The 11,783-nt window shown below is 73.7% G+C and carries 14 protein-coding genes and 1 tRNA gene; 7 read left to right on the forward strand and 8 right to left on the reverse strand.

Features of this window, described 5'->3' with window-relative positions:
- Positions 1 to 74 precede the first annotated feature (74 nt).
- Both ABD106_RS07225 and ABD106_RS07230 read left to right on the forward strand, forming a co-directional pair.
- The gene (locus tag ABD106_RS07225; protein ID WP_343918870.1) at positions 75 to 533 is read left to right on the forward strand and encodes a SprT-like domain-containing protein; all 459 of its coding nucleotides are present in this window, start codon (positions 75 to 77) and stop codon (positions 531 to 533) included.
- A complete protein-coding gene (locus tag ABD106_RS07230) occupies positions 530 to 1,408 on the forward strand; it encodes a spermidine synthase (RefSeq protein WP_343918871.1) in 879 nt (292 codons plus the stop codon). Before ABD106_RS07225 ends, ABD106_RS07230 begins: the two co-directional genes overlap by 4 nt.
- Here the strand turns inward: ABD106_RS07230 and ABD106_RS07235 are convergent.
- On the reverse strand, positions 1,354 to 2,847 hold the full coding sequence (locus ABD106_RS07235; RefSeq protein WP_343918873.1) for an MFS transporter: 1,494 nt from the start codon (positions 2,845 to 2,847) through the stop codon (positions 1,354 to 1,356). The genes ABD106_RS07230 and ABD106_RS07235 overlap by 55 nt on opposite strands.
- Positions 2,848 to 3,044: 197 nt before the next feature.
- Here ABD106_RS07235 and ABD106_RS07240 point away from each other — a divergent pair, with 197 nt between their 5' ends.
- Complete coding sequence (locus ABD106_RS07240; protein ID WP_343918875.1) at positions 3,045 to 3,965, forward strand: endonuclease domain-containing protein; 921 nt, start codon at positions 3,045 to 3,047, stop codon at positions 3,963 to 3,965.
- A 204-nt stretch (positions 3,966 to 4,169) separates the two neighbouring features.
- Here the strand turns inward: ABD106_RS07240 and mgrA are convergent, their stop codons facing one another.
- The 4 genes from mgrA to ABD106_RS07260 form a co-directional block, all read right to left on the reverse strand.
- On the reverse strand, positions 4,170 to 5,213 hold the full coding sequence (gene mgrA / locus ABD106_RS07245; protein ID WP_343918877.1) for an L-glyceraldehyde 3-phosphate reductase: 1,044 nt from the start codon (positions 5,211 to 5,213) through the stop codon (positions 4,170 to 4,172).
- Positions 5,210 to 5,677 carry a hypothetical protein gene (locus ABD106_RS07250; RefSeq protein ID WP_343918879.1) on the reverse strand — a complete coding sequence of 156 codons (468 nt, stop codon included), beginning with the start codon at positions 5,675 to 5,677 and terminating at the stop codon, positions 5,210 to 5,212. The genes mgrA and ABD106_RS07250 overlap by 4 nt, the downstream gene beginning before the upstream one ends.
- A gap of 74 nt (positions 5,678 to 5,751) precedes the next feature.
- Entirely contained in the window at positions 5,752 to 6,291 is a 540-nt protein-coding gene (locus ABD106_RS07255) for an NUDIX hydrolase family protein (protein WP_343918881.1), read from the reverse strand.
- A gap of 35 nt (positions 6,292 to 6,326) precedes the next feature.
- Positions 6,327 to 7,565, reverse strand: a complete 1,239-nt coding sequence (locus ABD106_RS07260; protein ID WP_343918883.1) for a hypothetical protein — start codon at positions 7,563 to 7,565, stop codon at positions 6,327 to 6,329.
- A 79-nt stretch (positions 7,566 to 7,644) separates the two neighbouring features.
- On the opposite strand from ABD106_RS07260, the gene ABD106_RS07265 reads away from it, so the two are divergent.
- Genes ABD106_RS07265 through ABD106_RS07275 form a run of 3 tightly spaced genes read left to right on the forward strand, consistent with a single transcriptional unit; the run spans position 7,645 to position 9,476 of the window.
- On the forward strand, positions 7,645 to 8,259 hold the full coding sequence (locus ABD106_RS07265) for an alpha/beta hydrolase (RefSeq protein ID WP_343918885.1): 615 nt from the start codon (positions 7,645 to 7,647) through the stop codon (positions 8,257 to 8,259).
- Between the two features lie 41 nt (positions 8,260 to 8,300).
- Positions 8,301 to 9,002 (forward strand): LysR family transcriptional regulator substrate-binding protein, encoded by a 702-nt coding sequence (locus tag ABD106_RS07270; RefSeq protein ID WP_343918887.1) that lies wholly within the window; start codon positions 8,301 to 8,303, stop codon positions 9,000 to 9,002.
- Between the two features lie 39 nt (positions 9,003 to 9,041).
- The gene (locus ABD106_RS07275) at positions 9,042 to 9,476 is read left to right on the forward strand and encodes a GNAT family N-acetyltransferase (RefSeq protein WP_343918889.1); all 435 of its coding nucleotides are present in this window, start codon (positions 9,042 to 9,044) and stop codon (positions 9,474 to 9,476) included.
- Between the two features lie 41 nt (positions 9,477 to 9,517).
- Here the strand turns inward: ABD106_RS07275 and ABD106_RS07280 are convergent.
- The 3 genes from ABD106_RS07280 to ABD106_RS07290 form a co-directional block, all read right to left on the reverse strand.
- Positions 9,518 to 9,608 (reverse strand) — tRNA-Ser (locus ABD106_RS07280).
- A gap of 11 nt (positions 9,609 to 9,619) precedes the next feature.
- Positions 9,620 to 10,159, reverse strand: a complete 540-nt coding sequence (locus ABD106_RS07285; RefSeq protein WP_343918891.1) for a GNAT family N-acetyltransferase — start codon at positions 10,157 to 10,159, stop codon at positions 9,620 to 9,622.
- A complete protein-coding gene (locus ABD106_RS07290; RefSeq protein WP_343918893.1) occupies positions 10,156 to 10,524 on the reverse strand; it encodes a VOC family protein in 369 nt (122 codons plus the stop codon). The genes ABD106_RS07285 and ABD106_RS07290 overlap by 4 nt, the downstream gene beginning before the upstream one ends.
- 152 nt (positions 10,525 to 10,676) lie before the next feature.
- Between ABD106_RS07290 and radA the strand changes: the two genes are divergently transcribed.
- Positions 10,677 to 11,783: DNA repair protein RadA (gene radA / locus ABD106_RS07295; protein ID WP_343918895.1), on the forward strand; the 1,107-nt coding region annotated here is incomplete at its 3' end.

The following is an 11,783-nucleotide window of genomic DNA, read 5'->3' on the forward strand; positions in this document are numbered from 1 at the left end:
AGCGGCGGCTGGCATGCTCGCCAGGTCGGAGTGAGGCCCGGATCGTCGGGCTGGCAGGCGGAGGGAGCGGTGCGGTGGCAGATCTCGAGCGCGTGCGCGTCTGGGCCGAGGCGCTCATCCGCCTGCACCTCGACGACAGCTGGTCGTTCGGCTTCGACCGCGCCGCGAAGCGCGCGGGGCTGACGAACTACACGCAGCGTCGCATCACCGTCTCGAAGCACCTCGCCGCGCGCTGGGACGACGACGAGGTGCACCAGACGCTGCTGCACGAGGTCGCCCACGCGATGGCCGGGCCGACGGCCGGCCACGGACCGCGCTGGCAGCGCACCGCGCGCGAGCTCGGCTACGTCGGGGGCCGCACCCACCAGGGCGAGATCGCCGCGGAGCGGGCCGGCTGGGTCGGCTCGTGCCCGGGCGGGCACGAGCACGTGCGCTTCCGTGCGCCGCGCGGTCGCTACGCGTGCCGGGCGTGCTCGCGCTCCGCGCGCCGGGTGGTCGAGATCCGCTGGCAGCGCCGGGTCGCCGCCGCATGAGCGACCGGGGCGGAGCGTCGCGACGGTCGCTGTCGAACGGGCTCGAGGCGATCCTGCGGCCCGACGAGCACGGGCTCGTGCTCGTCATCGACGGCATCGAGCAGTCGCACCTCGGCGCGCCGGGCGCCCCGCCCCGCCACGTCTCGCACCGCTGGATGCTCGCGGCCTCGCTCGCCGCGCTCGCACCGTTCCCGGCGGGCGCGGAGGCACTCCACCTCGGCGGTGGCGCCGCCGCGCTGCCCCGCGCTCTGCAGCACGCCCTGCCGCACCTGCGGCAGCGCGTCGTCGAGCTCGAGCCCCGGCTCGTCGAGCTCGTCGCCGAGGGCGCGCCGCTGCCGCCGGGCATCGAGGTCGTCGTCGGCGACGGGCGCGCGGTGCTCGAGAGCGTGGCCTCGCCGGTCGCGCTCGTCACGATCGACGTCTTCGGCGCCGGTCGGGTGCCGGCGCCGTTCACGACCGTCGAGTGCTTCGCAGCTGCTCGCGCCGCGCTCGTCCCCGGCGGCGCGCTCGTCGTGAACTCCGCCGACGGGCCGCCGCTGCGCTTCGTGCGCAGCCAGATCGCCACGCTGCAGGCGGTGTTCGCGCACGTCGCGCTCATCTCCACCGGATCCACGCTCGCGGGCGCCCGGCACAGCAACCTCGTGCTCGTCGCGAGCGATGCGCCGCTGCCGACCGAGCGCATCCGAGACGGCGTGCGCGTCGGACGGCCGCCTGCCGCGGTCGTCGACGGCCGGCGGCTCGCGCGCTTCGTCGCCGACACCGCGCCCGCGCCGGTGCGCGATGCGACCGCGACGGACTCCCCGCCGCCGGTGCGGTCGGCCTACCTCGGGTCGGCCGCGCTGCCGTCGTCGCTCACCGAGCGCATCGACGACTGACCGCCAGACCGCGGCGTGGCATCCGACCGCTCGGGCGCAGCACCGACCGCGCCCGCCGCCGCGCCGGCTGCGGCAGCGGTCGCCTCAGGCCCGTCGCCCTCGGCGGCGGTCGGCGCCGACGCGTCGTAGGACGCGCTGATGCGCCGGTACGACTTCGTCAGCAGCGCGAGCGCCGCCGCGATGACCATGATGATGCCGGCCGCGAGGAAGACGAGCGCGATGCCGCGAGCCACACCGGTGCCGAGCAGCGGCTCGAGCGCCGCGGACCCCGACTCGGAGCGCGCCCACGGGATGATCCAGAACTCCGCGATCGGCGCGATGAGGAACGCGGTGATGGGTGCGGCCGCCGATTCGAAGGCCATCGCGAACCCGAAGACGCGACCCTGGCGCGACATCGGCACGACCCGCTGGATGATGGTCTGCTCCGCCGCCTCGGCAGCGGGGATGAGGCACATGTAGAGCCAGATGCCGGCCGCGTAGAGCCACCACCACTCGCGGATCGTGAAGAGCGCGCCGAGCACGCCCATCGCCATGACGACGAGGAGCAGGGTGCGGATGGGGCGCTTGCCGAGCCCGAACTTCGCGATCGCGAGGCCGCCGACGATGAAGCCGGTCGACGCGACGCCGAAGACGACGCCCCACATCTCGACGGTGAACAGCTCGAGGCCGTACGGGTCCATGAGCGCCATGTAGACGCCGCCGATGAGGTTGTTGAACGTCGAGAAGACGATGAGCGCGAAGAGGCCCCCGATCGCGAGCACCGCGCGGATCGAGCCGCGCATGTCGATGCCGCGCACCGTGTCGTCGTCGTCGAGCGCGACCACGTCCTCGGGCACCCGCAGCGTCATCAGGTGGGCGAGGCTGACGGCGGTCAGCGCGATGGCGATCGCGATCGTCCACCCCATGCCGAGCCTGCCGATCGCGAGGCCCGAGAACACGCTCGTGACGATGAAGGCGATGCCCTGCACCGTGCCGACCATGCCGTTGGCGTTCGCGTGCCGCTCGTCGGGGACGAGCATCGTCACGGTCGTCGAGAGCGCGATGTTGCGCATGTGCTCGACGACCGCGCCAGCGAGGATGATCGCGGTGAAGAGCCAGAACCACGGCGCCCCGAGGTCGAGGAGCGACGGCTCGGGCAGCAGCAGGTACATGGCGCCCGCGAGCGAGAACGCGAGCAGCGTGACCGAGCCCGAGAGCAGCATGACGCGCAGCTTGCGGTGGTGGTCGACGATCGTGCCGAAGAGCATGCTGCCGAAGGCGACGAACAGCATGTAGGCGCCGCCGATGATGCCGGTCGCGAGCACCGAGCGCGTCTCGAGGTAGACCCAGAACGTGAGGCCGAACCACAGGAAGCTCGTGGTGAGGTTCGCGAGCGCGGTGTTGACCAGCACGTGCATGAACGTGCGCTCTCCGGATGTGCGTGGCTCCGTCGCCGTCATGGCCGACACGCTAGCCGCGGCCACGGACACGCGACACCCGCGAGTCGCGCTGCGTGCGGCACGGTGGGCGGGCGGCGGGCGCGCGTGGCGCGGCCGGTAGCTCGGCTCTCCACAGACAGCGCGGCCGGCCGCTCGGCTCTCCACAGGCGGCGCGGCCGACACAGCGGCGGTCGACCGTCCCGGGGCACAGTGCCGCCGTGCCAGCACCCTCACCGCTGCCCGACCCGTTCGCGGGCGGCCCCTTCCTCGTCGACGACGCCGTGCGCGCCGGTGTGACCCGTGCGCGCGTCCGCAGCGGCGACCTCGTCGCACCCTTCCGCGGCGTGCGGACGGCGAGCGCTGAGCGACTCGTCGACGTCGCCGCCGCCTACGGGGCGTGCATGCCTGCCCATCACGGCTTCGCCGGCATCACCGCTGCGCGCCTCTGGGGCATCCCCCTCCCGACCGAGTGGTCATCGGAGGAGCCGCTCGTCATCGCCAGGTCGCACGGCTCGACGCGCGGCCGGGCGAGCGGCACCCGGCACATCTCGGTCGACGGCTCGAAGCTCGACTTCACCGAGCACCGCGGGCTGCGTCTGCTCGCCCCGGCAGCCACGGCCCTCATCCTGGCGGGAGATCTCGACCACGAGCACCTCGTCCACGTCGTCGACGCGCTGCTCACCGACTCCCAGCGCTACCCCGATCTCGAGCTGCCGCGGCGGCCGCACGCGACGCCGGCACGGCTCGCCGAGTTCATCGAGCGGTGCGTCGGCCTGCGAGGGGCCGCTGCGCTGCGGGCCGCGGCCGCCGATGCTCGAGTCGGCGTGGACTCCCGCTTCGAGACGATCACGCGCCGCTGCATCGCGCTCGCCGGCCTGCCCGAGCCCGTCGTGCATCCGCTCGTCATCGTCGACGGCATCGAGCTGCACCCCGATCTCGGCTACCCGGAGCTGAAGGTCGCGGTGGAGTACGAGGGCGAGGGGCACCTCGACCCCCAGCGCTGGGCGCAGGACATCCTGCGCTACGAGATGCTCGAGGCAGCCGGATGGATCGTCGTGCGCATCACGAAGGCCGACCTCGCCCGCGGCGGCGAGCGATGCGCGAGGCGAGTGCGGGGAGCGCTCGCCCGCCGCTCATGAGGGTCGCCCGCCTCGTGTGCACGCTCCCGCGGTCCGATCTCGGTTCAGGCCGCGCGGGGTCGTGTGCACGCTCTTGCGGTCTACTCCCGGTCGAGGCAGCAACAGCGTGCACACCGCACGATCGAGCCCGCGGGCATGTGCACGCTCTTGCGGCCTACCCGCGGTCGAGGCAGCAACAGCGTGCACCTCTCGCGGCCGACGGCGTCAGCCGCGAGAGTCTCGCGCCTGCGCCCAGAGGTCGATGCCCGGCTCGTCCTGCGCGAGCTCGTCGATCGCCGCGAGCTCGTCCGCCGTGAAGTCGAGGCGGTCGAGGGCGCCCAGGTTCTGCTCGAGCTGCTCGACGCGCGAGGCGCCGATCGTGAGCGACGTCACGCGCGGGTCGCGCAGCGCCCACGCGAGCGCGAGCTGCGCGAGCGACTGCCCTCGCTCCTCGGCGATGCGGGCAAGGCCGCGGATGCGCTCGATCGCGTCGGGCGAGACGGTCGGGTCGAGCGGCTTGCGGGCGCTCCCCTTCGCGGCGCGCGAGTCGGCGGGCACGCCGTCGAGGTACTTGCCCGTCAGCAGGCCCTGCGCGAGCGCCGTGAACCCGATGACGCCGACGCCGAGCTCGCCCGCGGCGTCGAGCAGGCCATCCCGCTCGATCCAGCGGTTCAGCATCGAGTACGACGGCTGGTGGATGGTCAGCGGGGTGCCGAGCGAGTCGAGGATCGCATGTGCCTGGCGCGTCTCGTCCGCCGAGTAGCTCGAGACGCCCACGTAGAGCGCGCGACCTGTGCGCACGATGTGGTCGAGCGCCGCCATCGTCTCCTCGAGCGGTGTCTCGGGGTCGGGACGGTGGTGGTAGAAGATGTCGACGTGGTCGAGTCCCATGCGCTCGAGCGACTGGTCGAGGCTCGCGATGAGGTACTTGCGGCTGCCGCCCATGCCGTAGGGGCCTGGCCACATGTCCCAGCCGGCCTTCGTCGTCACGAGGATCTCGTCGCGGTGCGGTTTCAGCTCGCTCGCCATCACGCGGCCGAAGTTCAGCTCGGAGGCACCGAACGGCGGGCCGTAGTTGTTCGCGAGGTCGAAGTGGGTGATGCCGCGGTCGAAGGCGGTCGTGAGCAGGTCGCGCTGCCGCTCGAGCGGCACGTCGTCGCCGAAGTTGTGCCACATGCCGAGGGTCAGGAGCGGCAGCTTCAGGCCGGATGCGCCGGCGCGGCGGTACTGCATGCGGTCGTAGCGTGCGGGGTCGGCCTGCCAGCTCATCGTGCGGCACCTGCTCTGTGATCGGTCGGCTGCCGCGAGGCGGCTTCGGCGGCGACGAGCGCCTCCGTCGCGCCGCGCAGGCCGACGGCTGCCGCGCACGCGACGGCGCACGCGGGGCTGTGGAAGTCGATGCCGAGGTCGGCGAGCTCGTCGACGACCCGGCCGGCGACGAGCAGGTCGGCGGCGCTCGGCCGCAGCGAACCATCGTCCCAGCGATCGCCCGCGGCGACGATGCCGATCGAGACGCGGTCGCCGCGCCGCTCCTGCTCGTCGAGCGCGGCACGAGCGACGGCGGATGCGCTCGCGAGCGTCGCATCGAGCACGAGCGACGTGCGCGGCGCGAGGTCGTGCAGCTCCTCGGTCGCCGCGCCGCGATCGGCGTCGGCGATCACGACCACGTCGGCGGCGGTGGCCCGCATCGCCGCGGCGCCCCACTCGAGGGTCACCTGGTACTGAGCGCTCATAGCGACAAGCCTACGGATGCCGGCCGAGCGCATCCCGAACGCGAGCGCCCTCGCGCGCGCCTCGCGAGCGCTCGTTACCGGAGCGCCCCGCAGTGGGCGAGCGCGGCGCGCACGAGGCTGCCGCGTCCGCCCTCCATCTCGGTGGCGATGAGCTCGGAGGCGGCCGCCTCCGGAGTGAGCCACGTGAGCTCGAGGGCGTCCTGCCGCGGGTCGCACGTGCCGGTGACCGGCACGATGTAGCAGAGCGAGACCGCGTGCTGCCGATCGTCGGAGTAGAGCCCGTCGCCGTGGATCGGGAAGTACTCGGCGATGTGGAACGGGACGGGGCTCGCGGGCAGCTGCGGGAACGCCATGGGCCCGAGGTCCTTCTCGAGGTGGCGGTACAGCGCGTCGCGCACGCGCTCGCCGCGCATGACACGGCCCGACACGATCGTGCGGGTCATCTGGCTGTGGTCGTTCATGCGCAGCAGCAGCCCGACCTCCTTCACCTGCCCGATGCCGTCGAGGCGCACCGGGATGGCTTCGACGTAGAGGATGGGCAGTCGCTCGCGCGCCTGCTGCAGCTCCTCGTCGCTCAGCCAGCCTGGATTGGGGTCGGGGGTGCGGACGGCCATGGCCCCATTGTGCCTGCCGGAGCGGATGCGCGGGTTCAGGGACGCAAGCGGTGCCCGCCGCGGTCGGCCCAGAGCGCCACACCGATCCACAGCGCCGCGACGAGCAGCCCCAGCACGATCGACGGGATGTCGCCGAGCGCCGCGAACCAGCCGACCGGGTCGGGGTCGGGCATCGCCTCGAGCAGCGTGCGCACCGCGAGCGTCGCGCCGACCGCGAGCAGGCTGATGCGCCCGACGGCGGCGAACGGCTCGGCGAAGGCGCCGAGCGCCGACGTGCCGCCGCGCAGGTCGGTGTCGATCGACGGATGCACGACGCACGCGAGCACTGCGGCGAGGCTCGCGACGGCGAGGGTGAGCGGCGGCGTCCAGAGCGCGGTCGCCGGCTCGAGCGGCTGCTGCCCCCACACGGTCGGCGTGAAGTACGCGAGGATGCCGAGCACGCCGAACAGCACGGCGGCGAGCAGCCCGTAGCCGACGACGCGGGCGCGCTGGCGGGCCTTGACGCTGCGGGCGCGCAGCAGCGCGTGCACGAGCGCCGCGCCGGCCGCGCCCGGCAGCGCGAGGCCGAGGCCGGCGATCACCGTCGCGACCGCCTGCGTGATCTGCGGATCGGCGGGCGCGCCGGCCGCATCCGCGATGCCGCCGACGAGCAGTGCGGCGGGGCCGCACGCGTCGCTCAGCCCACCGCCTGTCATGCCGCAGAGACCGGCGCTCAGCCACAGCACGCCCGAGCCGATCGCGGTCGCGATGACGGTCGCCCACACCCAGCCGACCCAGGTGGTCGCGAGCAGCCCGAACAGGCCGAGGACCGCGGTCGCGATGCCGAGCTGCAGCAGCGGACCGGCGACGCGGAGCCGTTCGAGGCCGCCGAGCGTGCCCGCCGCGGCATCGAAGGGGATCCCGGCGGCAGCGCCGGAGATGAGCGCGGCCGCGGCCGCGAGCGCGAGTCCGATGAGCAGGAGCAGGCCCGACCGGACGAGCACGCGCCCGCCGCTCGTCCACTGCCGGTGCTGCGCCATCGCGAACGCGCAGCCGGCGATCACCGCGAAGGCGGGCAGCGCGAACGCGTCGAGGCCGACGGCGCCCCACGGCTCGGACGCCGCGAACGGCCGTCGCGGCGCGCCGAGCCAGACGACGGTCGCGAGCACGAGCAGTCCGCGCGCGGCGTCGAGCGAGACGACACGGCCGATGCGCTTGCCGCGCGTGGGCCGGCGGCTGCCGCCGCGAGCGGGCACCGACGGCATGATCCTCGTGGTCGCCGAGGTGCTCGTCATGCGTCGCCCTTCATGCTTCGAGGCTACGGTGTCATCGATGGCGCGAGCAGCCGGGCTCGGCCCGTCGGAGGGGGCTCCCATGCAGCAGATCGACGCGGATGCGGTGCAGTGGCGCGAGGGCGCGGGCGACGACCTGCTCGTCGTCATGCACGGCCTCGGCTCGCACGAGGGCGACCTGTTCGGGCTTGCCCCGCACCTGCCGGAGCGCTTCACGATCGCCTCGCTGCGCGCCCCGCTCCCCTATGGCGGCGGCTTCGCCTGGTTCGACTTCTCGCCCGTCGACAGCGACGACCACGAGGCGATCGACGCATCCGCCGACGCCGTGCTGCGCTGGCTCGACAGCCTCGAGCGCCGCTTCGAGCGCGTGCACCTGCTCGGCTTCTCGCAGGGCGGCGCGATGGCGGTGCAGCTCGCGAGGCTCGCCCCCGAGCGCTTCGCGTCGGTCGTGCACCTCGCCTCGTTCGTGCACGACGGCGCGCTGCCCGGCGATGCCGCGCTCGCCGCCCGCGACCCGCGCATCCCCCTCCTCACCACGATCGGCGAGCTCGACGACGTCATCCACCGCGACAAGATCGAGCGCTCCTCCCCGTGGCTCGACGCGCACTTCGACGTCGACCGGCGCACCTACCCGCGCGCCCACTCGATCGTCGCCGAGGAGCTCGCCGACGTCGTCGCCTTCCTCGAGCGCGTCTGAGCCCCGTCACGGGCGGCGCCGCGAACCGTCAGACTGAGCGCATGGATCGGTTCCGACTCGGCGGTGTGCCCGGCGTCACGCCCGCGAAGTGGATGCGCGTGTGGCGCGAGCGGATGCCCGACGTGCCGATCGACCTGGTGACCGTCGACGAGGCGGATGCGCTGGGCGCGCTGCGCGAGGCGCGCGTCGACGCGCTGCTCGCGCGAATGCCGCTCGCGCCGGCGGCCGAGGCCGAGGAGCTGCACGTCGTGGCGCTCTACGACGAGCTGCCGGTCGTGGTCTCCCCGAAGGGGCACCCGATCGTCGCGTTCGAGTCGGTCACGCTCGCCGACCTCGAGGGCGAGACGATGCTCGAGCCGGGCGGCATGACGCAGGCACAGCTGCTCGAGGTCGTGGCCTCGGGCGCGGGGCTCGCGATCGTGCCGATGTCGGTCGCGCGCGCGCTCGGCGGCGACCAGACGCGGCATCGCGTCGTCACCGACGTCGAGCCCACGACGATCGCGCTCGCGTGGCTGCAGAGCGCCGACTCCCCGCTGCACCAGGAGCTCATCGGCATCGCCCGGGGGCGGAAGCCCGGCTCGTCGCGCGGCGCCGACCGCGAGCACAGCGTCGAGCCGGGGCAGTCGGCGACCGGCGGGAAGCCGCCGTCGTCGAAGCCGAGGCAGCCGCCGCGCCCGAACCGGCCGCGACGACCCGGCGGGCCGGGCAGGTCGGGCCGCCCTGGGCCCGGCAGGCGCCGCTAGGCGTCCGGCGTGAGGGTGCGCGGTCCGTAGAGTCGTCGCGTGACCACTGCGCACCGCTTCTCCGTCGACACCGACCTCGGCAGGATCGACCTCGACACCGTCCACCGCTGGCTCTCGACCGACAGCTACTGGGCGATCGGGCGCTCGCGCGAGACGGTGCAGCGAGCCGCCGAGGGCTCGCTGAACTTCGGCGCCTTCGACGCCGACGGGGCGCTGTGCGGCTACGCGCGCGTCGTGACCGATCGCGCCACGTTCGCGTGGCTGTGCGACGTCTACGTCGACCGCGCCCGTCGCGGCGAGGGCGTCGGACACATGCTGGCGCGTTCCGTCGTCGACACGATCGCGCCGATGCAGCTGCTGCGCGTCATGCTCGCGACCCACGACGCGCACGAGCTGTACGAGCACGTCGGCTTCATGCCGGTGCCGCATCCCGAGCACCTCATGCTGCTCGATCGCGGATCGCAGCGCGCATGACGAAGGCCCCGCTCCCTCTCGGGATGCGGGGCCTTCGTCGTTGGCGGTGACGGTGGGATTTGAACCCACGGTGGAGGGTTACTCCACACCACTTTTCGAGAGTGGCACCTTCGGCCGCTCGGACACGTCACCAAGGGACGATCCTACACGAACGTCGGCGCTGAGCCCAACCGCTCGGTGAACGAGCGCACGCGGCGCACCTCGTGCATCCCCTCCTCGACCTTCCGGCCGCTGTCGGCGTGCCAGCCGTGCGTCTCGTAGAAGGCGGCGGCTCGAGCGTTCCCGTCGAGCACCCAGAGGTAGGCGCCCTCGTGCCCGTCGGCGATGAGGCGCCGCTCGACCTCCGTCAGCAGCGCATGGCCGACGCCGCGCGACCAGCGCTCCGCGATCGCGTAGATGGCGTAGAGCTCGCCGGTGGCTGGCGGATCGGGATCGCGCGCGGGCCCGGCGAAGGCCCAACCGACCACCTCGCCGTCGGCGACGGCGACGAGGTCGTGCGCCCCCGCGTGCGCGTGGTGCTCCTCCCACCGCTCGATGCGCAGGATGGTCTCGCGCTCGACGTTCAGCCGGTCGAGCACCTCCTGCGGGACGAGGCCGCGGTAGGCGGCGCGCCACGTCTCGATCCGGACCCTCGCGATGCCGGCGGAGTCGGCGACCGTCGCCTCGCGCACGTGCGCGCTCATGCCGCCTCCCCTGGCGAGGCGTCGACGACGCAGAAGCGGTTGCCCTCGGGGTCCTCCATGATCAGGAAGTCGGCGTCGGCCGGGCGCTTCGGCCAGTGCACGAGCTGCGCGCCGAGCGCCTCGAGCCGCTCGACCTCGAGGGCCTGGTCGTCGGCGTAGAGGTCGAGATGGATGCGCGGCGGCAGCACACGCTCGGACGGCACGGCGTCGAGCGAGACGTTGGTGCCGGCGCCGGAGCGCGGGCGCAGCAGCGCGAAGTCGTCGTCGAGCGGGAGGCGCGGCTCGTAGTCGAGCGCAGCGGTCCAGAACAGCAGCTGGCGCTCGAGGTCGGAGCAGCGGATCACGATGGAGCCGACGGTGAGCATGGGGTCACGGTAGCCGCTCGACGCCCACTCCGAACGGAAATTTGCGCCAATGCTTGCGATGCCGGTGCGCCCGCCGCCGTCCGCCGCCGCTCGAGCGGGCCCCTGGGGAGCGTCGCCCGGCCGCGTGGGTGGTCGCCGATAGCCTCGCTCATATGGCCAAGGCATCCGCATACCGCTGCTCCGAGTGCGGATGGACGACCCTCAAGTGGGTGGGGCGCTGCGGCGAGTGCCAGCAGTGGGGCACCGTCGGCGAGGCGGGCGTGCAGGCGAAGCGCGTGGCGCCGGCCGCGGTGCCGTCCGACCGCGCGGCGCGCCCCATCACCGAGCTGCAGACGGCCGAGGCGCCGCGCTGGCCGTCGGGCATCGCCGAGTTCGACCGCGTGCTCGGCGGCGGCATCGTGCCCGGCGCCGTCGTGCTGTGCTCTGGCGAGCCCGGCGTCGGCAAGTCGACGCTGCTGCTCGCGGTCGCGGCGAAGGCCGCGCACTCAGGGCGGCGCGTGCTCTACGTCTCGGGCGAGGAGTCGCTCGCACAGGTGCGGCTGCGCGCCGAGCGCACGGGCGCGCTCGAGCCGCAGCTCTACCTCGCGAGCGAGACCGACCTCGCGACGATCCTCGGCCAGATCCGCGACACCGCGCCCGAGCTCGTCATCATCGACTCGGTGCAGACGGTCGCGAACGCCGAGAACGAGGCGCTCGCGGGGGGGCCGAGCCAGGTGCGCGACGTCGCGGCCGCCCTCACGCGCGCCGCGAAGGACGCGGGCATCCCGCTGCTGCTCGTCGGCCACGTCACGAAGGACGGCTCGGTCGCCGGCCCGCGGCTGCTCGAGCACCTCGTCGACGTCGTCGCGCACTTCGACGGCGACCGGCAGACGGCGCTGCGCTTCGTGCGCGCCTCGAAGAACCGCTTCGGACCGACCGATGAGGTGGGCTGCTTCGAGATGACCGGCGACGGCATCGTCGAGGTGCCCGATCCCTCCGGGCTCTTCCTCTCGCGCTCGACGACGCCGCTCGCGGGCACGTGCGTCACGGTGACGCTCGAGGGACGCAGGGCGATCCCGGTCGAGGTGCAGGCCCTCGTCGTGAAGTCGTCGACCGCGCAGCCGCGCCGGGTCGTGAACGGCGTCGACGCATCCCGCGTCGCGATGGTGCTCGCGGTGCTCGAGCGGCACGCGAACCTGCACCTCGGCGGCGCCGACGTCTACGTCTCGACCGTCGGCGGCATCCGCTTGACCGAGCCGGGCGCCGACCTCGCGATCGTG

It is taken from the genome of Agrococcus citreus (assembly GCF_039527715.1).
Classification (GTDB): domain Bacteria; phylum Actinomycetota; class Actinomycetes; order Actinomycetales; family Microbacteriaceae; genus Agrococcus; species Agrococcus citreus.

Excerpts from the sequence above, each read along its gene's own strand:
- ABD106_RS07265 (WP_343918885.1), top strand. The coding sequence starts at position 7,645 with ATGCAGCAGATCGACGCGGATGCGGTGCAGTGGCGCGAGGGCGCGGGC.
- mgrA (WP_343918877.1), bottom strand. The coding sequence starts at position 5,213 with ATGAGCTGGCAGGCCGACCCCGCACGCTACGACCGCATGCAGTACCGC.
- ABD106_RS07255 (WP_343918881.1), bottom strand. The coding sequence starts at position 6,291 with ATGGCCGTCCGCACCCCCGACCCCAATCCAGGCTGGCTGAGCGACGAG.
- ABD106_RS07250 (WP_343918879.1), bottom strand. The coding sequence starts at position 5,677 with ATGAGCGCTCAGTACCAGGTGACCCTCGAGTGGGGCGCCGCGGCGATG.
- ABD106_RS07290 (WP_343918893.1), bottom strand. The coding sequence starts at position 10,524 with ATGCTCACCGTCGGCTCCATCGTGATCCGCTGCTCCGACCTCGAGCGC.
- ABD106_RS07270 (WP_343918887.1), top strand. The coding sequence starts at position 8,301 with ATGGATCGGTTCCGACTCGGCGGTGTGCCCGGCGTCACGCCCGCGAAG.
- ABD106_RS07285 (WP_343918891.1), bottom strand. The coding sequence starts at position 10,159 with ATGAGCGCGCACGTGCGCGAGGCGACGGTCGCCGACTCCGCCGGCATC.
- ABD106_RS07235 (WP_343918873.1), bottom strand. The coding sequence starts at position 2,847 with ATGACGGCGACGGAGCCACGCACATCCGGAGAGCGCACGTTCATGCAC.
- ABD106_RS07230 (WP_343918871.1), top strand. The coding sequence starts at position 530 with ATGAGCGACCGGGGCGGAGCGTCGCGACGGTCGCTGTCGAACGGGCTC.
- ABD106_RS07260 (WP_343918883.1), bottom strand. The coding sequence starts at position 7,565 with ATGACGAGCACCTCGGCGACCACGAGGATCATGCCGTCGGTGCCCGCT.